Source organism: Corynebacterium kroppenstedtii (assembly GCF_016894245.1).
In the GTDB taxonomy this organism is placed as follows: domain Bacteria; phylum Actinomycetota; class Actinomycetes; order Mycobacteriales; family Mycobacteriaceae; genus Corynebacterium.
In genome coordinates, this window is sequence record NZ_CP069792.1 from 211,767 (window position 1) to 232,252 (window position 20,486).

General features: G+C 57.1%; 17 protein-coding genes. 12 read left to right on the forward strand and 5 right to left on the reverse strand.

The window, feature by feature from the left end; translation table 11 throughout:
* Nucleotides 1-125 precede the first annotated feature (125 nt).
* The 3 genes from serC (at nucleotide 126) to I6J23_RS01060 (ending at nucleotide 4,276) form a co-directional block, all read left to right on the forward strand.
* A complete protein-coding gene (serC, locus tag I6J23_RS01050; protein ID WP_204582203.1) occupies nucleotides 126-1,286 on the forward strand; it encodes a phosphoserine transaminase in 1,161 nt (386 codons plus the stop codon).
* 273 nt (nucleotides 1,287-1,559) lie between these two features.
* Nucleotides 1,560-3,107 carry a septation protein SepH gene (gene sepH / locus I6J23_RS10800; protein ID WP_204582204.1) on the forward strand — a complete coding sequence of 516 codons (1,548 nt, stop codon included), beginning with the start codon at nucleotides 1,560-1,562 and terminating at the stop codon, nucleotides 3,105-3,107.
* 74 nt (nucleotides 3,108-3,181) lie between these two features.
* Nucleotides 3,182-4,276, forward strand: a complete 1,095-nt coding sequence (locus tag I6J23_RS01060; RefSeq protein ID WP_239454935.1) for a DUF6928 family protein — start codon at nucleotides 3,182-3,184, stop codon at nucleotides 4,274-4,276.
* A gap of 67 nt (nucleotides 4,277-4,343) precedes the next feature.
* On the opposite strand, the gene I6J23_RS01065 is transcribed toward I6J23_RS01060, so the two are convergent.
* A complete protein-coding gene (locus tag I6J23_RS01065) occupies nucleotides 4,344-5,234 on the reverse strand; it encodes a TrmH family RNA methyltransferase (RefSeq protein ID WP_204582205.1) in 891 nt (296 codons plus the stop codon).
* A 67-nt stretch (nucleotides 5,235-5,301) separates the two neighbouring features.
* Nucleotides 5,302-6,795 (reverse strand): NCS2 family permease, encoded by a 1,494-nt coding sequence (locus I6J23_RS01070; protein WP_204582206.1) that lies wholly within the window; start codon nucleotides 6,793-6,795, stop codon nucleotides 5,302-5,304.
* 102 nt (nucleotides 6,796-6,897) lie between these two features.
* Between I6J23_RS01070 and I6J23_RS01075 the strand changes: the two genes are divergently transcribed.
* The 4 genes from I6J23_RS01075 (at nucleotide 6,898) to I6J23_RS01090 (ending at nucleotide 10,293) form a co-directional block, all read left to right on the forward strand.
* Nucleotides 6,898-7,176, forward strand: coding sequence for a DUF2530 domain-containing protein (locus I6J23_RS01075; RefSeq protein WP_204582207.1), 279 nt, complete (start codon nucleotides 6,898-6,900; stop codon nucleotides 7,174-7,176).
* Nucleotides 7,152-8,066 (forward strand): glutaminyl-peptide cyclotransferase, encoded by a 915-nt coding sequence (locus I6J23_RS01080; RefSeq protein WP_204582208.1) that lies wholly within the window; start codon nucleotides 7,152-7,154, stop codon nucleotides 8,064-8,066. The genes I6J23_RS01075 and I6J23_RS01080 overlap by 25 nt, the downstream gene beginning before the upstream one ends.
* Before the next feature lie 127 nt (nucleotides 8,067-8,193).
* Nucleotides 8,194-9,672: an MFS transporter gene (locus I6J23_RS01085; protein WP_239454936.1), complete on the forward strand. Its 1,479-nt coding sequence runs from the start codon at nucleotides 8,194-8,196 to the stop codon at nucleotides 9,670-9,672.
* Between the two features lie 21 nt (nucleotides 9,673-9,693).
* A complete protein-coding gene (locus I6J23_RS01090) occupies nucleotides 9,694-10,293 on the forward strand; it encodes a DUF2771 family protein (protein WP_204582210.1) in 600 nt (199 codons plus the stop codon).
* Nucleotides 10,294-10,392: 99 nt separating this feature from the next.
* Here I6J23_RS01090 and I6J23_RS01095 read toward each other — a convergent pair whose 3' ends face one another.
* A complete protein-coding gene (locus I6J23_RS01095) occupies nucleotides 10,393-10,785 on the reverse strand; it encodes a cold-shock protein (RefSeq protein WP_204582211.1) in 393 nt (130 codons plus the stop codon).
* Nucleotides 10,786-11,169: 384 nt separating this feature from the next.
* Between I6J23_RS01095 and I6J23_RS10805 the strand changes: the two genes are divergently transcribed.
* Nucleotides 11,170-12,027: a resuscitation-promoting factor Rpf1 domain-containing protein gene (locus tag I6J23_RS10805; protein WP_275431236.1), complete on the forward strand. Its 858-nt coding sequence runs from the start codon at nucleotides 11,170-11,172 to the stop codon at nucleotides 12,025-12,027.
* A 289-nt stretch (nucleotides 12,028-12,316) separates the two neighbouring features.
* On the opposite strand, the gene I6J23_RS01105 is transcribed toward I6J23_RS10805, so the two are convergent.
* On the reverse strand, nucleotides 12,317-12,517 hold the full coding sequence (locus tag I6J23_RS01105; protein ID WP_204582212.1) for a hypothetical protein: 201 nt from the start codon (nucleotides 12,515-12,517) through the stop codon (nucleotides 12,317-12,319).
* A 74-nt stretch (nucleotides 12,518-12,591) separates the two neighbouring features.
* Between I6J23_RS01105 and I6J23_RS01110 the strand changes: the two genes are divergently transcribed.
* The 3 genes from I6J23_RS01110 to I6J23_RS01120 all read left to right on the forward strand — a co-directional run bounded on the left by I6J23_RS01110 (nucleotide 12,592) and on the right by I6J23_RS01120 (nucleotide 17,669).
* A complete protein-coding gene (locus I6J23_RS01110) occupies nucleotides 12,592-15,264 on the forward strand; it encodes a helicase-associated domain-containing protein (protein ID WP_204582213.1) in 2,673 nt (890 codons plus the stop codon).
* A gap of 82 nt (nucleotides 15,265-15,346) precedes the next feature.
* Nucleotides 15,347-17,023, forward strand: a complete 1,677-nt coding sequence (locus I6J23_RS01115; protein ID WP_204582214.1) for a DNA repair helicase XPB — start codon at nucleotides 15,347-15,349, stop codon at nucleotides 17,021-17,023.
* Nucleotides 17,024-17,027: 4 nt separating this feature from the next.
* Complete coding sequence (locus I6J23_RS01120; protein WP_204582215.1) at nucleotides 17,028-17,669, forward strand: DUF3239 domain-containing protein; 642 nt, start codon at nucleotides 17,028-17,030, stop codon at nucleotides 17,667-17,669.
* A 52-nt stretch (nucleotides 17,670-17,721) separates the two neighbouring features.
* Here the strand turns inward: I6J23_RS01120 and I6J23_RS01125 are convergent, their stop codons facing one another.
* Nucleotides 17,722-18,873: a hypothetical protein gene (locus I6J23_RS01125; protein WP_204582216.1), complete on the reverse strand. Its 1,152-nt coding sequence runs from the start codon at nucleotides 18,871-18,873 to the stop codon at nucleotides 17,722-17,724.
* Between the two features lie 232 nt (nucleotides 18,874-19,105).
* Here I6J23_RS01125 and I6J23_RS01130 point away from each other — a divergent pair, with 232 nt between their 5' ends.
* Complete coding sequence (locus tag I6J23_RS01130; protein WP_239454937.1) at nucleotides 19,106-20,326, forward strand: aminotransferase class I/II-fold pyridoxal phosphate-dependent enzyme; 1,221 nt, start codon at nucleotides 19,106-19,108, stop codon at nucleotides 20,324-20,326.
* The last annotated feature ends 160 nt before the right edge of the window (nucleotides 20,327-20,486 follow it).

Here is a 20,486-nt window from a genome sequence, read left to right on the forward strand (position 1 = left end):
GCATTTTAAACAGTTTTGTGGTTTTTATTCGCTTATTCGCGACTGCATCACTATGATCCCCAACAACACACGGTCCCCAGAGGTTCACGACCCCGGGGCCATACAAATCTGCACACAGGATCACAATGACACCCACTGCATCATCAACCCCCTCTACCGCACCCCGCCTTCCTAAAGAACTACTCCCCCACGACGGCCGCTTCGGTTGTGGCCCCTCCAAAATCCGCCTTGAGCAAATAAAGGCCATTGATCAGGGCGCGACAACCATTATGGGAACCTCGCACCGCAAGCCCGGGGTCAAAAACATCGTCGCTTCTATCCAGGAAGGCCTGACATCACTCTTTCAGCTTCCCGACGGCTACGAAATCGTCGTCTCACTAGGCGGCGCTACCGCGTTTTGGGACGCAGCAACGTTCAGCCTGATTGAACACCGCTCCGCCCATCTGAAGTACGGAGAGTTTTCAGGCAAATTCGCGGCCGCATCCGAGCGCGCTCCCTGGTTGGACGCTCCGATCGTCCGCGAAAGCAACCCAGGCACTGCTCCTTCCCCCTCGGAACTCAACAATGTCGACGCGGATGTTGTCGCCTGGGCACACAACGAAACGTCAACGGGGGCAATGGTTCCCGTAGAACGGCCATCGGGTGACGGACTCGTCCTTATCGACGCAACCTCGGGAGCTGGTGGCTTACCCGTCGATATTCGGAATGTCGATGCTTACTACTTTTCACCGCAGAAATGCTTCGCATCCGATGGCGGCCTGTGGTTCGCCGCGATGAGCCCGGCGGCACTGGAAAGGATCGAGCGGATTTCACACTCTGATCGGTTTATTCCCGCGTTCCTGGATTTGCAGACTGCTGTCAATAATTCACGGAAGAACCAAACATACAACACTCCGGCAGTGGCGACGCTACTGATGATGGATAAGCAAGTGCAATGGATGAATAACAACGATGGACTCGACGGAATGGTCCAGCGCACATCTGCCTCGTCACGTGTAATTTACGATTGGGCTGAAAATCGCCCCGAGACGCAACCATTCGTCGCCGATCCAGAGGGGCGGTCCCTCGTCGTCACAACCATTGATTTCGACGATGCCATTGACGCAGCGCGAATCGCAGCCATCTTGCGTGCTAACGGCATCGTGGACACAGAGCCTTACCGCAAGCTTGGGAGGAACCAGCTGCGTATTGGCACATTCCCGGCCATCGATACCGCGGATGTAGAGAAGTTAGTATCTGCCATTAATTACATTCTGGATAATGAACTAGCCGCAGAGAAAGCGTAATAGCAGTTACTCCAGGGGTTAGCGGACCAGATATATGCGCACTATCCAGCGCGTATATCACCGCTATTTGCTTAATCCAGCTAAGGTATAGGGGTATCTGAGAAAAAAGTCGGGATATACGTATGGCTATGCCACTCACGGCCATTCGTTAACATCCGTTCTCTGGACCCTTCGCATAAGCGTAAAACGGTGCATGAGAATGAACGATGCCATCGTGAATGATGGCATAAGGAATGGGAGTTCCATCCCGGCTTGTGTGACCAGGAGGTAGTAATGCAGACAATTTCCCTCATCCCCGAGGAATGCACCGACGACTACCTGGTTTTTGCTACCTCGGAACCACACCGTTCCGATGTATCCTCCCCTGCAGCTCCCTCACCGGATTCCTCACAGGAGGACAACACTGCGCTAGCGCAATTCAATCTCCCCCTCACTGCAGCCACACGATCTGCCCTACGCCGGTTACTGGGTGATGCCGCAGATGCCACTGGCTCAGCTAATTCCTCCAACACAGCTACCACGGCAGAAGGAGCCTCTCAGTTCGACGACTCCGACTCGTCTCACGCAGACAGCAGTCCAGCCGTCGATAACGAAAAAGACTCCGATGATCATGCCACAGCGGACATTGCAGAATCAGACTCTGCAGAATCAGACTCTGCAGAATCAGACTCTGCAGGATCAGGCTCCGTCACACCAGAACAGAGCGAATCGGTAAGGGCTTCGTCGACCCCGACCGTCGTCCTTACCCCACGAGAAATCCAGGCGCGCATACGCGGCGGTGAATCGATCGAAGACCTCGTCCGCGCCTCCGGGATGTCGCAAGGAAAAATTGAGCCCTTCGCGCATCCCATTCTCGCTGAACGCGAGCGCATGACCACTGTTGCCCGCCAATCACACCCCGTTCGACAAGATGGCCCCTCCACACTAACTCTTGACGACGTCCTCGCTACCGCGTTCACGGCACGCGGAATGGACCTGTCGGAAGCTACGTGGGACGCCTACCGCAACGACGCCCGCCTGTGGATTATCACCTTGACCTGGGCATCGGGAATGTCCGATGTCACCGCGGAATGGAGTTACCATTCCGATGGGCTCTCAGCCACAACAGTGGCACGTAATGAAGCTGCAACGGAACTTGTCGACCCCGACTTCGGCCGCCCATCGCCTGGCCGCGCATGGTCCCGCACCAGAAGCCAGGGAGGATCCACACGTTTCCCGTCGTCAACAAGCTCCGACAATCGCAGTCAGGAATCAGGACAGATCCACGGGCTGCACACCGATGGCGATCCTGACTTCGATTACGACGAAACCGCTGAGGACTTCGACGACGCCACCCCGAGCGCCTCCCCCTCGTCACCCAACAAGGAATCAGCCGATGGCGATGAACAGCCCGGCGCGGACACAGACGAGCAGTCTCACTCTCACCCGTCTCGGGCAACTGGTGGTCGCGGACGACGGACACAACGCCGTCGCACAGGGCGCATGGAAATCGTCGGACTCGATGACCACCGATCCAGGCGGGCGAATCAATCCTCGCCCAAAGGATCACCGACAGCTAACGATCACCAACACCGCGGTGGTGGTCCGGCCAGCACAAGCGATGACTACGACGGTTCGAACAACGATCACGCATCCAATGGTCACGCTGGATCCTCATCCGACAATGAAGACGCATTCTTACAACACCCCGACAGCGAATCCCGTCCTCGTCGCCGTCGGAAAGCTGTGACTCCCCACTGGGAGGATGTCTTGTTAGGAGTGCGGACAAACCGGTCGGATCCCCCGCGCAACCGAGGCAACCACACCCGAGACCACGACTAAGCTGGACACTGTCCACACAGAGCTGCCCGCACACCTGTGTGAGACGGCATATCTGTGAGTAACGGAGGGACGACATGGCTAACACGTCGGATTCATCTGGAACAAATTCCAGCACCGGCTTCACTCCCCACGGGTCTGTACCTATCGTGAAGTACCCGTTCCCCTCGGCTACGGTCACCATTTGGTGCACCAGCACAGCTCACCCCCGGGATGTCTTCGCCAATGACCCCGCCCCCGATCGCGGGTTTGGTCGAAAACTGCTTGCCCAGCTCAACCCTCAATGGCCCGTCACCCACATGGGAGACTTTCCTCTTAATAGATCTACATCGGCCGGCCACGGTGAAATCTATATCGGCGGATTCGACGGTGTGGCCGTTATTCAATATGTACCGGCATCATTTCCTGGCTACGAGTTTGATGTGTCGCACCTGTCCTCATTGCCCATGAAACTGATCGAGTCGATTCCTGCCTCCGATATTTACGCTTTTGCCGCCGACGATCACAGTCAGCTGGGCGGATTCGCGCATTGGCATGAAGGCAAATTAGAGCGGTCATTCTGCTCTAATCGCGTCTCCATCTTCGAAGACACGGGGCTGCCGGAACCCTTCGAAACGCCGTTTTGGGCCGGGGAACGATCACATGGTGCTCACCGTGGAATCGAGCTTCCCTTCGTTCCCGCCGAGTTGGCTATGGAGGCACTTCACTCCTGGCTAGGCCTTTCCTTGTCATCGACGTCTATGGATGTTCCCGTCGCAGCATTCGCCATCGATGGTCGCCCTGCGTCCCGTCTACCCCTCGATCATGCTGCGGGGTCTTCTTCCCGGCGAGGGCACTCCCCTTTCCGACGACACACCACCACTGGCGACGGAAACGCCTCTCCTGACAATCCGCATCCGCGACGGGCAGATGACGAGGAGTGGATTGATGACAGTCTCCCGGCCGATCATGATTCTGACTACGACGATTACGCTCACGTCCCGCCATTTTCCGTACGCGAATGGGCCGACATTGACCGCTCTGACGTGTCCGCGTTCGTGAAACGTGGCGTCGCTTTTGCTGGTCGTGCTGCCCTACGGGGAGGACAAGCGCTAGCTTCACTCCCTCACGCGGTGGGTGATCGCGTTCGGGCACGTGCGCGGAAGACTGGGCGTCGCGAACCACGCGATTAAGTCCACGATCGCAGGTGTTCTTATCACCACACCGGCCGGGCCTCGGCGCCGCCACACCATATCACCCTCAACCCACTATCGATGTTCGAGCGCGCTCATAAAACCCCATCGCTGCTGCGGTTGCAACATTCAACGAATCCGTCCCCGGGGACATCGGGATGCGGGCCCTCACATCACTAGCTCTCATCGCATGTTCGGTTAAACCTGGGCCTTCGGCCCCCACCATTAACGCCACCCGCTGCGCGCCGTTCAGGGCTTCGGGCAACATGACCGCATCATCAGACGGAGTCAATGCCACACATCGGTACCCGCGCTGCTGTAGTTCCGACAATCCACGCTGCCACGTCGAACGGTTGCCATCGAAATAAGCAAAGGGGACGCGCAGCACATGTCCCATCGATACGCGAACCACACGCCGGTAAAGCGGATCCGCGCAGCCAGCCCCAAAGAAGACGGCATCCACGCCCAGCCCTGCAGCGTTGCGGAACAAAGCACCAATGTTCTCATGGTCGCCCACGCCCTCCAGCACGGCAACTGTCCCGCTCACGGGAGGCTGATCAGGGCGGTCTCGTTGGGCATCCAGTTCATCAAGAACATCACTGATCGACGGCACGTCCACGCGGTTCGCCGATGCTAACAAACCACGGTGCATATCAAAGCCAACAACCTCCGCCATGACGTCGCGGGACACACACCACAGGGGGATATTGGCCTTCGCGATGGCCTCCGCGAGGTGAGCGTCGGCAAGAAGTGAATGAAGCTTAGCCCTAGTCCCCATGATGGCCCGTACCGGAAAACGCGAACGAACCAGACGGGGAACTACCAGAAGGCCTTCGGCGATCACGAAGCCTTTCCCACCAGGCATATCAGGGCGCTTGTCCGAATGGTTGAGGTTTCGGAAATCGTCGAGCCTCGGGTCTGACGGATCGTCGATATAAACGACATCATGATCGTTCATTGTCGCCTCCACTCACTCACCGCGTTCTTCATATAACTCGAGTGTCCCTCATCTCACTTACGACCATTTAACTCACGGCGTCCCGAATGGGGTCGATGCCGAAGTACACAACGAACAAGATTGCCACAATCCACATCAACGGATGCACTTTCTTTGCCCGTCCGGCTGCAGTTTCCATCACGGCATAAGTAATGAAACCTATCCCAATACCGTTAGCAATGGAATACGTGAAGGGCATAACCACGATCGTTAAAAAGGCCGGAAGGGCCGTCGTGAATTGTGAAAAATCAATCTCCCGGATTTGCCCCACCATCAAGGCACCCACGATAACGAGCACCGGAGCAGCCGCCTCTGTGGGAACAACCTCATAGAGCGGAGTCAAAAACATGGCAACCAGGAATAGAACGCCAGTAACAACATTCGCCATGCCTGTACGGGCACCATCGGCAATACCTGCGGCAGAATCCACGAATACTGTGTTCGACGACGAGGACACCGCGCCACCGACAATCGCGCCGGTGCCCTCCACAACCAGTGCCTGCTTCATATCCGGCAAGACACCGGTCTCATCCACCAAACCGGCTTGCTTACCCAGGCCAGTCATCGTCCCCATGGCATCAAAGAAATTGGCCAGCACAAGTGTGAACACCAACAACGTGGCCGTCAGCACGCCCACCTCGGTAAACGCACCAACGAGGTCCACCTTGCCCACCAACGACAGATCCGGGGCTCCTGCCCACGAATCGGGAATGCCGGGGACCGCCAAGTTCCAACCTTTCGGGTTGGGCTGGCCATTCTTTACTGACGCCCCCGAGTGAGTGAGCGCCTCAACAATCATCGCGATAATCGTGTTCGCCACGATGCCGATAAATAGTCCGCCACGAACATTGCGGGCCACGAGCACGCCGCAAATCAACAAGCCAAGCAGGAAAACGGCCGTCGGCCATGAAGCGATGGACCCGCCGATGCCTAGTTCAACAGGGACGGTGGTGTGGGCGGAATCGGGAATGCGACGGACAAAACCACCGTCGACAAAACCGATGATGGCAATAAAAAGACCGATGCCGACAGTCATTGCTGTCTTCATCGGCGCGGGGATAGCGTTAAAAACCGCGACGCGGAACCCGGTGACGGCCAGTATCACGATGATGATGCCGTCAATAACAATGAGCCCCATCGCTTGCGGCCATGTAAGCCCTTCGGTCGACACCAAAGTGACCGCCACCAGCGTGTTAATTCCGAGGCCCGTCGCGATGCCAAAGGGATACCGGGCGATCAGGCCGAAGACGATGGTCATCACACCAGCGGCAAGAGCGGTAACGGCCGCGACTCGCGGAATACCCAGTTCCGTCCCGGTGTGATCGGGAACGCTCCCCAGGATAAGAGGATTGAGAAGCACGATGTACGCCATCGCGAAAAAGGTCACCACGCCGGCACGGACTTCCGTACTCAGGGTGGATCCTCGCTCAGAAATGTGGAAATAATTGTCCAGCGCGGATCGTCTTTTCTTCTTCGACGACGGAGCCGTCGCCGCGTCCGTGGAGGAAGCATTGTTGGACATCGGAACTCCTGCACATGAGTGAAGCCGCACCGAGGAGCGCTTGGTACGGGTGAGATTTGGGACGGGTGGGGAGGAAAACCCCACAAGGGTAAGTTGGCACGTGTGAGCCCTAAATTCCAATTCCACTCGAAACCGCTGCAGGACGTTACCCTTCCCCGGCTCCCCCGAGCCCTCGAAGATCCGCGGCCTGCTCTTATCGTAGGAATCATCGTATGGGTGCTGGGTGCGGTGTGTTTTGGACTCACTCGCGGGTGGACTGACCAGTTGGTGTGGACCAGCATTATCGGCGCCATCACGGGTGTTTTAGGTTATGGGGTTTATATGTGGCAGCGAGAAGCTGTCCGCCGTGGAGCACAATGGGTTCAAGACGGTATCGATTAACCCTCATCACGATGCTCATCGGCATCGTTCTCATTACAGTTTGCGGGATGATCATTGTCGCGTCGTGGTCACACCACCCACCCACGTCAACAACGTCTGCACATGAGCCCGGAGCGACTCGCGGCTCTTCAGATACCCGCGGAGCCCCACACGGTTCGTCTATCTCGTCTTTAGCCACTCGTGGGACAATTCCGATCCGTTCGATCACAGTTCTTGACACACTTCCCTGGCCCAAGGACGCGTTCACCGAAGGATTAGATCGCCTTCCGCAGGGGCAGACACTGGTGAGTACTGGCCGCTACGGCATGTCGGAGGTTTATTTTCTCAACGACGACGGCCACGCCGCTCATACTCACCACCTACCGCGGAAGTATTTCGGAGAAGGAATCGCGGCAACGCCGACCTCTGTGTGGCAGTTAACGTGGAAATCGGGCCACGCTATCCGACGCGACCGTCAGTCATTGGCGGAGACAGGCTCAGCCCACTACGAGGGCGAGGGGTGGGGGCTGTGTTACGACGGCCATAGCCTTCTCATGAGCGACGGGAGCAGTAAACTCACCCGGCGCGACCCTGACACGTTCGAGGAGCGTTCCTCGCTATCGGTGACATTGGATGGTCGGCCCGTCGGCAATATTAACGAATTAGACTGCGCTCACAACCGAATTGTGGCCAATGTGTGGCATAGCGAGGAACTCATCGTCATTGACCCTACGAGCGGTCGTGTGACCAGCGTAATCGATGCGTCGGGATTGCCCCCGTCACGGGGCGCTACGGGTGAGAACGTGTTGAATGGCGTGGCCAGCGACCCGGCGGATCCTGCTGTTCTCTATGTGACTGGCAAGTTGTGGCCTCATTTGTATCGGGTTCGCGTCGACGGCTTGGACGGCTAGCGCTGGAGTAGACGTAGCTGCCCGTGGGCGCGGGCACCAACGTTTCGTGGATCCTGACTTACTGATTTGGCGGTTCCTGTGCATGTGCACATGCATGCCCATTCGACGATGGTGCAAGAATGGGTTCGTGAACAACCACGGAGAGCCGCCTACCCCTGGCGAGCTACACGAGCCACCGGCCAATGACACAACACCACGGCCGTCTCGTGTTCGACGCGTGTTATCAGCTCCCAGGCGCCTAGTCGCTAGTTGGATCGAGGCCGACGGTGCGAAGGCGTCGGGACTGTCGTCGCTGACGTATACGACCATCTGCAACTCTGGTGTCGACGCAGCACTCGCGGTTGCTCTGGCGGGCACGCTATTTTTCTCTGCGACGACGGGTGAGTCGCGTGAAGGCGTCGCACTATATTTGCTTGTTACCATCGCTCCCTTCGCAGTCATTGCTCCGCTGATTGGTCCTGCGTTAGATCGCGTTTATACGGGACGTCGCTTTGCGTTATCACTGACGTTCGCTGTGCGTATCATATTGACGGTGTGGCTGCTCACGAATTTCCACTCGTGGGTCCTTTATCCCGCTGCGCTGGGCATGATGGTCATGAGCAAGTCGTTCGGTGTACTGAAGTCGTCGGTGACACCACGTCTCATGCCACCGGATATTGATCTGGTTCGCACGAACGCACGGCTCACGATCTTGGGGCACATTGTGGGCTCGGGTGGAGTCGGAGCCATTGCGGCTGGGGTGTCTTTCTTGTTCGCGCCTCGTGAAGCGTTGTGGGTCATTATTGTCATTGCCCTCATGGGGTTGTATTCCTGCGTACTGATTCCACGGAAAGCAGAATCGTCGCCCGACGAGTGGACCACCACGTCTCCCCTGACGATGACGGGTGCCGCTCCTGCCGAGACCACCACTGACGCTGCTGATGGGACAGCAACCGATACTGCACCACCAGACCAGTCAGCGTCACAGTCTTCACCGCGTCGTTGGGCCGTCCGTCGACGCGTCACCCGTGCGGCCCAACAGCTTCATATCGTTCCTTTCCCCCACGACGCCAAGGCGTGTTTGTGGTCGGTCATGACCAGCCGGTCTGGCACTGGATTCCTCACGATTTTCGTCGCTTTTGCTGCCAAATCGACCCACGGGCTGAGTGCTTGGGAGCAGCTAGCAATGCTGGCCGTCGCGGGTGCTGCAGGAAGCGTCGGCACGTTCTCGGGGAATTTATTGGGCGCGCGGATCCCCCTCGGTGCACCACGAGTTACTGTGCTCACGATTGCAGCTATTGCGTGGGCGACGGTCATTTCCGCAGCCATCTGGCCTGGGTTGGTGTGGACGGCAGTCGCGACCTTCGCGTTATCGCTGTCTAGTTCACTGTGCAAAGTAAGCCTTGACGCAACCATCCAAGAAGGCCTCCCCGAAGAAGCGCGATCCAGTGCATTCGGTCGCAGCGAAACGTTCGGTCAACTCGCGTGGGTGTTCGGCGGAACGATGGGAATTGTTCTTCCACCGCAACTTGGTACAGGATTTATCGCTCTGTCGATCATCATCGGCGTCGGTTATTTACGGACTCTTTTCCTCGCTGTCAAGGTCCCACATTTACGACGTCATTAGCGTCTCGCTATTGTGGACGCCATGACCGATCCGGGTTCGTCCTCCAGCTCAGAACCAACACCTCAGGCCCCAGCCCGTCGTGGCCGTCGAAAGACAAAGGCAGAGCGACGTCGGGAACGACGCACCATGATCATCGTGGGATCTGTGATGGCTGTCATCGTGCTCGTCGCAATTGTCGGTGGAATTGCGTTCACGTATTGGGAACAACGACGCAATTCTGTGGATCCCACCACGGTCACGTTGTCTGTCACTGATTCCAAGGGGAAGAACGTCACTGCGGACCCCTATCAGGCCTGCGCCTTAGGTTCGACGGACTGCACGGAGAAATCGATGACAAAGATTTCTCTTCCCAAAGATGGGAAGGCCACTATCGACGTCCCCTCGACGGTTTCCGATACTCAATGGTCGTTGCTAACGATTTATGAGGACAATGCCAAGAATGACGAATCCGTTTACAAGGCGAAAGACAAAAAGTCGGTCACCATCGATGGAAGTAAAGGTGGTTCCCGACTGAAAGTCGCAGAGGTTCATGCCGTCCTCTTAGGCGATAAATCTCACGATTCTGATTCGTCTGATGACGAGGATGCCTACACCATGGTGTGGGCCATTTCCCCAGAATAAAGCTTCCCCAGAATAAAGCCTGGAGAAATAGCCTCTCGGAGAAATAATAATGTGCACGCCACGTGTGAAGGCTGTGCTACGCCTCAGGCTTCGAGATTATTAGGCATCAAGTTCTCGGGCCACAGCGCGGAGAACCTCGGCCACTTGACGGCTTTCTTTCCGTCCTGGGTAGCGGCCTGCTTGAAGGCTCGGCTGAACATGCCCTTCTAATAGCGTCATTAAGTCCTGGATCATGCTTTGTAACTGATCGGGCTTGTACTTATGAGTAGGGCGGCGCCGAGGCCGACCGGTCTCTTGAATATCCGTAATCCTGAGCACCTGCGGACCTTTCCGGCCTGCAGCAAACTCGTACTCTATTTTCTGCCCTTGGTGTAGTTCCTCCACACCGTCGGGCAATACTTGGGTGCCGACAAAGACGTCGTCATCGCCCGGGTTGGTGACGAACCCAAATCCCTTATCGGGATCAAACCATTTGACTCTTCCGATTGGCATGAGGGTTTTCCTTTCTCTGTATTTAATGAGCTGGGTATCTATAGATCTGGCTGTTCGACCATGTATTGGGTTGACCATGTATCGCGCGGTGCGCTCGCGACTATCCCAGCATGGATGGGCGAAACTACTTATTCTAAACGATCCGCAGCTTTTAGCCCATCCCGATGTTTCATGTGGGTAGGTTTTACGTTTTACTAGTCGAAGCACGCGATGTACCACGCACTGCACGCGCAGATATAGTGTTCTTAATCACATTTTAACGGCACTTTTCGTCATTAATTCGATCAAAATATAGCTTTACGCTGCACTGTTACCCATGTTACTCGCCCGCGACCATATCCAAGTCGCTACCGGAATGTGATCTTTTCGTAACCTTCATGTAGCGTGGCCAGCCAGTACGTCAAGAAGCGGTCCGCCAAGGACGCCGATTATCGCACAGAGAGGTTATACCCCTTCATGGGACATCACTCCAAGAACACCAACCGTATTTCTACCGACGCCAAGGTTGCCCTGTCAGGCTTGGCTATTACAGCTAGCGGCATTGCTGTCGCTCCATCAGCGTCGGCGGCACCAGATTCCGATTGGGATCGTTTGGCTCAGTGCGAGTCTGGTGGCGACTGGGGCACCAACACTGGCAACGGCTTCCAGGGCGGCCTGCAGTTCGCTCCTTCCACCTGGTCTGCATACGGTGGAAACGAGTACGCTGCTACCGCCAACCAAGCAACCCGTGAACAGCAGATCACGGTGGGCGAGCGCGTCCTCGCCGAACAGGGCTGGAACGCTTGGCCGGCATGCTCCGCGCAGCTCGGTTTGAGCAGTGGCGCTTCACAGCGTGATAACGCCTACGCCGCTGGTACCCAGGCAGCCGTTCAGCCTGCCGCGGCGCCTGCTGACGAGGCTGCAGCCGCCGATGACGCTGCCCCTGCAGCCCAGGCTCCTGCTGACGACGCGACCGACGAGGCTCCGACCCCGCAGAAGGCCGTGACGGACTTAGCCGCAACACAGAGCATCGCTAGCTTGGATCAGATCTTCGACGCTATCCAGGCAGCCTTCAATAAAGCTGGCGTCCCGATGCCCGCCGTGATCACGGATTACTACCACGCTCATCACGACGAGCTCACCGCTGCGTACAACCAGGCTATTGGTGCAGCTGTGAACGGTTATGCTGAAGCAACCGCCCAGGCCACAAAGATTTACGACGCCGTGGAAAAGAACTTCCACTCCTCACGCAGCGCTGCATAACGGCAACGCGCTTGATAACGAACACCCCTCGGGAAACACCACGATTGGTAGGTATCTCCCGAGGGGTTCGTTCTATGTAACAGATCATGAGGCCTAACGCATGTGGCAGCTGCTACCAACCGGAATTAGGCATGAGCAGGTGCCGTCTGGGCACGTACTGACGTCATCCCGCCGGTCATAACCGGTAGCGTGACATGCCCCGACTCCGCAAAAATAAACGCAGCTAGAACACACGTAGCGTGTGGCTAAGCACGCTAAGTCAACACGTGAGGTCGCATCCAGATGGCAGTTAGCGCTTAAAAGGCCTGTTCACAGGGGTGTATGGGTGGACGTAATTAAGCTCGTCAGAATCGACGGGGAATTTCGTATCCTCACCGTAGGGGCTCGTCGCGCCCGACACGTGGGACACCACCTCCGTCACAGGGTGCTCGCCCTCCTCTAAATGCTGAGGCCAACCTGGATCAACATATTGTTCTTTATCTTTCGCCATGGCTCCATCTTTTCAGATCAGTGCGTATTAGTCACCCTACTAAGAACGATTGCCCCCGGTTAGAATGGGGGTTTATGTCTTCTCCCGGTTCCGTCCCTGATCACTTGTCTGAGTGGCTCGCACAGATTAGCGACGATCAACTCTCGCTGATTCTTCGCGAGCGCCTGGAGAATCTCTTCCCGATGCCTGTCGGCAGCAGCCAACTAGCTGCGCGGCTGACCAGCCCTTTTACGGTCACGCAAACTGTTGAAGCACTCGATATGCTGTCCTCGGCATGCCTCGAAGTGATGGCCGACCTGACGGACCACGGCCGGAACAATGGGCCACTCACTGTGGCGGCACTCCATGACCACCTCACGGCGTCATTAACCCGGGTCGGTGTCGATGAGTCATCCATGCCGACGGAACGTCACGTTCTCTCCGCACTGGAGTATTTAACCGAGCATGGGCTTGTGTGGGGCCTTCCCTTCCCCAATACCACGGATAACGCCACATCGGAGTCACAATTCCGAGTCGTACCCGAGGCGATACGGTCGCTGACCTCGCAAATTGCGTTCATCGAACCACCTTTACCAACTGGGGAGGACTGGATGGCTCTACTGGACACGGTAACGCCCCAAGAACGCCGTGTGCTGCAGCGACTCCACGACGCAGGGGGGCGAGGGATCCACTCACCCGCAAAGAACTCAGATCCCTCTGCCCCCGTCCCCCACCTCATTTCACTGGGTTTGCTGGAGGTTTACGACACCGTTCAATCGGCGGGAGACCGTCCTACGTCGTCACGCCCTACCCGCACAACAACGAACACTCAGCAACCACCTGCCGACGTCTACGTCCGGCTTCCCCTCCGCGTCCACAACTACCTCGCTGGTCGACATGACAACTTCGTACCGACGTCCCTCCGCCCACCGGAAGGTTTTCATTTCCCCCCGCCGTCCCCTCCTATACAGCAGACACCCGATGACATTATCGGTACCGTCTCTTCAGCACGCGCGCAGTTATCGTCGGCAGCTGCAGCAGAAGTGTCCCTGACCTTGTTCCATATGCGGGAGCTCTTGCGATTCGCCGCACGGACACCGTTTAAAGCGCTACGTAATTCGGAGATCGGGGTCCGGGAACTACGACGGGCAGAAAAAGCAATGGAGGATATCGGACTTACCCGCACGAGGCTCATCACTCTCCTTGAACTGGCCCGTGACCTCGGCTTTCTCGACTGGGGCGATCCGGAATCTCTCTATGATGAGGCGGATTATGGGTGGTGGGGCCCAACGCGCCTCGCTGAAGAGTGGATTCATAGCGACACCGGTACACAATGGGCGTTGCTGGCGATGGGATGGTTTGGTTCCCTCGCGCAGACGTGGGTCGTCGGAAAAGGTGAGGACGGCAAGAACACCAATGTCTTCGATGAGGAGACGGTGTCACCGGGTGCTCTTGTTCTGCGTCGGCACCTCTTGTCCGCGGCGCGTGGTTTCGATCCTTCCACAACCGGGAAGACAGAAGACGTGTACTCGGCGTACGGGTATATGTATCCGCAGCATGTGGTGTACATGGACCCGCGGGCTGTCCCCGATATGGCGGCCAATGCGGAAGCCTTCGGACTCATTTCTGGGCGGGCAACTACTGGGGTCACAGACATTCTCCTCCCCCTGTTTCGTGATATTCCGCCGGATCGCCAGACGTATTCCACGCCTATGGCCGATTACGTGTTACGTCTGTCGCGCACCTATGCTTCCCAGCCACCGTCGGTGGAGAGTGAAGAGGACACCCGTGGTTCTGAAGCGGATACGGCAGATCTGTCGACAGCAGACTTGTCACTCTACGACTCATACGTCATCGCTCTTATCCGACACTGCCAGGCCTCGTTTCCTGCGCCGTCGTCAACGCTGATTGCTCAGGGGGATATGACCGTGCTGGCTCCTAGCCCTCTTGATGACACGACAACGAGCATGATGGATCGTATTGCCGACGTGGAAAGCCCTGGACTGGCAACGTTGTATAGGGTGTCGGAGGACAGTCTCCGCCGCGGGATGGCGTCGGGCCTTACCCCTGAAGATATCTCGTCGTTTCTATCGCTTCGCGTGCTCAATGGTGTTCCCCAGGGCCTGACTTTCCTCATTAACGACGTGGGCCGCTTCTATGGATCGGTGCGCGGTGGTGAGGCCTCGTGTTATCTGCGCATTGATGACCCGCACATCGTCGACGACGTTCTGGCTTCCCCCGCAGCGTCGTCGGCGGGTTTACGAAAGATAGCGCCGACGGTAGTGGTGGGATCAGTACCGCTGGCAACGGCATTGAGAGATGTGGCTGCCGAGGGTTTCCAGGTTGTCCAGGAAGACGCCGGCGGCATGGCGGTACAGTCAGATTCGGTCGCCCGTTTTGATAGTCACTTTGATCTGTCATCAGCGGACGAGTCCGACAGGCTGACTCGCTATTCAGTTAACGTGACGCCTACTCCGGAGGGCGGCATTGCTGGTGCGATTGCCGCGGTTCGGCGGGAGGATGCCGATGACGTCGAGGGACGGGTCTTAACGCAGCCGCAGGATTGGGTTCCGCAGCTTTCGCATTATGCACGGTCGGGAATGCAGGTCATTGTGACGTACGTTGAGAAGAATGGCGCAACTCAGCGATACCGCATGGAGCCGCTCACTGTGACCTCGGGCTATTTTGATGGGTTCGATGTCCACTCGTCGGAAGTTCGGCGAATCGCATTCCACCATGTCACAAGCATTACGCTCCTGGACCACTGAGCGCAGGCATGGAGCGCTAATCACAGTGATGAGCCGGTGAACACGGCTCCTGGACCGGTGAGAACGAAAGGAAAGGGTTTGTATGGCGCAGGGCACTAACGCCTTCGGTGGGCCTCTTATTGTTCAATCAGATAAGACAGTTCTGCTTGAAATTGATCATCCGAAGGCCGAGGAGGCCCGTGCTGCTTTGGCCCCGTTTGCCGAGCTTGAGCGAGCACCTGAGCACATCCACACGTACCGGATTACGCCGCTGGCGTTGTGGAATGCGCGCGCTGCCGGGCATGATGCTGAGCAGGTTGTCGACGTGCTGGAGAATTATTCTCGCTTCCCTGTTCCGCAGCCGCTGCTGGTGGATATCGCCGACACGATGGGCCGCTATGGCCGCCTGACGTTACACAAGGATCCGATCCACGGGCTGGTTCTGCACGCCACGGATAAGGCCGTGCTGGCGGAGGTCATTCGCCACAAGAAGATCAAGCCCATGTTGGGGTCTGCCATTGCGGATGATGCGTGGACTGTCCACCCCTCCGAGCGCGGGCGCCTCAAGCAGGAATTGCTGAAGGTCGGGTGGCCTGCCGATGACCAGGCAGGTTACGTCGACGGTGAGGCTCATGCTATTTCCTTGTCGACGGAGAACGTGGACTGGCGGCTTCGCGATTATCAAAAACTCGCGGCGGATTCGTTTTGGGATGGCGGGTCCGGCGTCGTCGTTTTGCCCTGTGGGGCTGGTAAAACGATGGTCGGTGCTGCTGCCATGGCGAAGTCCAAGACGACGACGCTGATCCTGGTGACGAATACCGTATCGGGGCGCCAGTGGCGGGACGAGCTGATTCGGCGCACCACCCTCACCGAGGATGAGATCGGCGAATACTCCGGCGAAAAGAAGGAAATCCGCCCGGTGACGATTGCTACGTACCAGGTCGTGACCCGCAAGACTCGCGGTGAGTATCGCGCGTTGGAGCTCTTTGATTCCCGCGATTGGGGCCTCATTATTTACGACGAGGTTCACCTGCTGCCTGCCCCGGTGTTTCGTTTGACCTCTGATCTGCAGTCTCGTCGTCGTTTAGGTTTGACGGCGACGCTGGTGCGTGAGGATGGCCGTGAGGGCGATGTGTTCAGCTTGATTGGGCCCAAGCGCTATGACGCGCCATGGAAGGATATCGAGGCCCAGGGCTGGATTGCACCGGCGGAATGTGTTGAAGTGCGGTCCATGATGACCGAGTCCGAGCGCATGGTGTACGCCACCGCGGAAAAGTCGGATAAGTATCGGTTATCGGCGTGCTCGGGGACGAAGATTCGTGTGGTGCGCAAGATTATGTCCCAACACCCCAACGAACCGACGTTGATTATTGGTGCGTACATCGATCAGTTGGAAGAACTGAGCGAGAAGCTTAACGCTCCTCTTATCGACGGCAAGACGCGGAATAAAAAGCGGGAGGAGCTTTTCGAACAGTTCCGTTCTGGGGACATTTCAACCCTCGTCGTCAGTAAAGTGGCGAACTTCTCTATTGATTTGCCTGAGGCATCACTGGCTATCCAGGTTTCCGGGACGTTCGGCTCGCGGCAGGAGGAGGCACAGCGTTTGGGCCGTCTGATGCGCCCCAAGCAAGACGGCGGGAGTGCACATTTCTACACAGTGGTGTCGCGCGATACTATCGACGCCGAGTATGCGGCCCATCGTCAGCGTTTCTTGGCTGAGCAGGGGTATGCGTACCGGATTGTGAACTCGGCGGATTTACCGGACCTTGAGGATGACTAACACCATGAGCACTTTTCAGTTCACCGTGGACGAGGCTTTTAACCGCCAACATAATGAATTCGTGCGAGACTCTCGTCGGCTCCAAGTGAGTGCCGGCGTGCTCGGCGGGATCCTCGTTGTCGCGGCTGTCCTCATTTTTCTTTTTGCAGGCCACGATGGTGCATTTGTGTTGTTCGCTCTGGTTCTGGGGATCTTCGGGTTATTTAGCCTGATCATGGTTCAGGTCATTCCGCGCATGGTGGGGTCCGGCCAGTCCCTGTATGACCGATATGAGCTGGCACCGGCGATGGTTGCTCGAGTGAATCCTCACGATGTTGAGATTATGGCGTTGGTGAATACGTCAGTGAATGCGGATGATGAGCCGCAGTGGGCGTTGTCTGCACGAACAGTGGCGCGAGTTCCGGGTACGGTGCGCGAGGTCGGCGAGCGTATTCCGTCGGTAGCGGTCACGGCGACGAGGTCAGTCCAGCATAAGGATCGGTGGGATGAGATTAATCCCATGCCAATTGGGTGGGCGACGAAGAACCAGAACGTTGTGCGCGATGCCGAGGCTGCCATTGCACCCCAACAGTGGAAAATGCTGGCCGACAATCTTGATCGCATTGACGACGTCATGAGTGCGAAGCGGAATCTCTTGCCGCTTTAGCTTGCGCCTTTGGGCAACAAGCCCTTGGTGACAAACCTCAGTGAAGAGATCCTTAGCGAACAGATCCGCCCTGGAGGAAGTTGGCGGCTTCCTGGGCGCACTCTCTTTGTACCGCCGGAGTAGCCAACACGTGGTAGCCGAGGTGCTCAGTCACTGTTGTGGTTGCTCCCAGCTCCTCAAGGTTATGAGCAATCCCTTCTGCATCGACGGCGATGGCGTCACGCGTGGCTTTCTGAACAAGAACTTTGGCCTGGCTGAAATCGTGGTTCCGCCACGTCTCGTTCTCTGGGCTGGTCTGGAATAGCCGAGGGTGCTGCAGAACAATCTGCTCGCTGTTCCACCTGGCTGCGAGCTCCAGCCCAGCCGATGTACCGCTGCCGAAGGCCACAATGTCGTAACCTCGGGCCTCTTCGTACGTAGCAGTGGTGCTGTCTGATTCGTGTGTATCGCTCGGGATATTGCTGAGCACGTCCTCCGCCGCGTCGACTGCGGCAAGCGCATCACGAATGATTCCTTCTGTTCCCTCGGCGTGATCGCTGTATACAGCATTTCCTTGCGCATCGTCGGAAAGACGCCGTCGTATGAGGGGAAGCTGATAGTCGACGTCGACAATTGTTGTGCCAGAGAGTTCTGCGATCGCGGCTATGGTTGGCCGCCAGAAAATCTCGAGTTCCTGCCCTGATCCGTGCCACCCCGGGCCACCATGTAGTGATACTGCTACCCGCCCTGTGGGGGTTGAGGGGACGAAGACTGCAGTATTGCCATTGACGGTGTGCATGTCCGGCCCGCTCGACGTGAATGCGACTCCCGGGATCGAGTGGTCGAGGCCCACCCCTAAAACGAGCTGCGAGGTATGTGTCACGATGTCGTTTAACCGTCCGACCGCCTGCTCGGCGTCCTCTTGTAGCTGGCGTTGTTGTCCCGGTGCTTCTCGCTCGCGCTCGACGGAGAAATCCCCGGGCGAGGAAATAATGTCCCACACCTCTTTGTAGTGGACCGAGATAAAGCTCGCGATCTGATCAAGCTGTTGTTCAGGAGTGAGGATGGGGTTCCCCGCGAGCACATCCTCGGACCGACCCACCCCAAACGTACCGGCCGACCGTGAAGAAACGGCCGAGTCAGAGGCACCGGCCGAAGCGGACGACGATGCAGTGGTTGGGGACGAAGCGGACGCTGAGGATCCAGGGGTGGGTTTGTTGGCCATGTGGCTATTTTATATACCCGTCTTGTTTTACCGAGGTGTCGTGTTTATAAAGCCGCGATGCTTGGAAACCTGTGTGTCTGTTTAATGACCACACCCACGCCCTGGCCAGGGATAACGTACGAAATACCTTGGTCGTTAGTCTTGTTCGAGACGCTGCACCAGAGCGCCGTGTAGGCACCGTATAGTCAGCCCTGTCTGCTGTGTTGTCCGCGATGGTGTTTACAATGGCCCCATGACTGAACAGACCGGTTCACTTTCATCTTCGCCAATCGTGTCGCGCCTCAGTGACATCCCTGAGACGATCTTTTCGCGCATCACCCGGTTAGCGGTAGAAAACAATGCCATTAACTTGGGCCAGGGTTTTCCGGACAGCGACGGCCCACGAAGGATGCTGGAGATCGCCTCTGAGCAGATTTTGTCGGGCAATAACCAGTACGCCCCAGGCCGGGGCGTGCCTGAACTGCGCAAAGCAATATCCGCCAATCGAGAGCAGAGCTACGGCCAGGTTTTTGATCCGGATACCGAGGTTGCTGTGACGGTCGGCGCTACTGAAGGCATAGCAGCGTCGATTTTGGCGTTGGTCGAGCCCGACTCTGAAGTGGTCCTTATCGAACCTTATTACGACGCTTATGCAGCTGCGGTCCGGCTAGCAGGCGGCCACCATGTAGCGGTCCCACTACTCCCGACAACTGACGACAACGGTGCGCCCTGCTGGGCGTTAGATGTTGAGGCGCTGCGTCGCACTGTGTCGGATAAGACGAGGATGATTGTTGTCAACACTCCTCACAATCCGACAGGACACGTATTTACGACCGAGGAAATACTGGCAATTAGCGAAGTTGCTGAGGCTCACGACTGCCTTGTTCTTTCCGACGAGGTCTATGAGCACTTGGTGTTTAGTGGAGCGCGCCACACGCCTGTAGCGTCCGTGGGAAGTTTGCGCGAGCGGACTGTGACAGTCTCGTCGACGGCAAAATCTTTTAATGCAACGGGCTGGAAGACCGGCTGGGTCATGGGACCTGCTCCGCTCGTTGATGCGGCGATCACCGCAAAGCAATATATGTCTTTTGTAGGGGCAACTCCTCTTCAACCGGCAGTTGCGTACGCGTTACGCGAGGAAGCTGAGTGGGTCAAAGGACTGAGCCAGCGGTTAGAGAGCAACTATAAGAAGATCGCGAAGGTCTGTGGGGCTATCGGCATGACCGTGTACCCAAGCGATGGGTCATATTTTGTGGTTACTGACATTTCGACGTGCAAAGCGACGAAGAATATGACCGGTGATGACTTCTGTCTCGCCCTACCGAAGGAAGCCGGCATTGCAGCTATTCCGGTTAGTGCGTTCGTTGACGATGAAGAGCAGTATCGAACCCTGGTTCGGTGGGCTTTTTGCAAGAAGGCGAACGTCATTGACGATGCTGTAAACAAGTTGACCGCGTGGGCGAGAGAAAAATAGTACCGACGCGGACGCAAATAGTAATAGACGCTGGCATAGGGCTTGTTTAGACCGCGTACCGGGCTCCCCCAGCGTCCCGCGGAATCGGATTTGCTAGAGACAGAAATGCTCGCTGGGTTTTTTGGGCGTGTAAACACACACAAAAAACAGTGGTGTGGCT

Bases quoted from the DNA above. Each gene is read 5' to 3' on its own strand.
- I6J23_RS01080 (WP_204582208.1), top strand. From the start codon at position 7,152: ATGGGTTCAAGACGGTATCGATTAACCCTCATCACGATGCTCATCGGC.
- I6J23_RS01095 (WP_204582211.1), bottom strand. From the start codon at position 10,785: ATGCCAATCGGAAGAGTCAAATGGTTTGATCCCGATAAGGGATTTGGG.
- I6J23_RS01110 (WP_204582213.1), top strand. From the start codon at position 12,592: ATGTCTTCTCCCGGTTCCGTCCCTGATCACTTGTCTGAGTGGCTCGCA.
- I6J23_RS01125 (WP_204582216.1), bottom strand. From the start codon at position 18,873: ATGGCCAACAAACCCACCCCTGGATCCTCAGCGTCCGCTTCGTCCCCA.
- I6J23_RS01090 (WP_204582210.1), top strand. From the start codon at position 9,694: ATGACCGATCCGGGTTCGTCCTCCAGCTCAGAACCAACACCTCAGGCC.
- I6J23_RS01115 (WP_204582214.1), top strand. From the start codon at position 15,347: ATGGCGCAGGGCACTAACGCCTTCGGTGGGCCTCTTATTGTTCAATCA.
- serC (WP_204582203.1), top strand. From the start codon at position 126: ATGACACCCACTGCATCATCAACCCCCTCTACCGCACCCCGCCTTCCT.
- I6J23_RS01130 (WP_239454937.1), top strand. From the start codon at position 19,106: ATGACTGAACAGACCGGTTCACTTTCATCTTCGCCAATCGTGTCGCGC.
- I6J23_RS01060 (WP_239454935.1), top strand. From the start codon at position 3,182: ATGGCTAACACGTCGGATTCATCTGGAACAAATTCCAGCACCGGCTTC.
- sepH (WP_204582204.1), top strand. From the start codon at position 1,560: ATGCAGACAATTTCCCTCATCCCCGAGGAATGCACCGACGACTACCTG.
- I6J23_RS01070 (WP_204582206.1), bottom strand. From the start codon at position 6,795: ATGTCCAACAATGCTTCCTCCACGGACGCGGCGACGGCTCCGTCGTCG.
- I6J23_RS01120 (WP_204582215.1), top strand. From the start codon at position 17,028: ATGAGCACTTTTCAGTTCACCGTGGACGAGGCTTTTAACCGCCAACAT.
- I6J23_RS01105 (WP_204582212.1), bottom strand. From the start codon at position 12,517: ATGGCGAAAGATAAAGAACAATATGTTGATCCAGGTTGGCCTCAGCAT.
- I6J23_RS01065 (WP_204582205.1), bottom strand. From the start codon at position 5,234: ATGAACGATCATGATGTCGTTTATATCGACGATCCGTCAGACCCGAGG.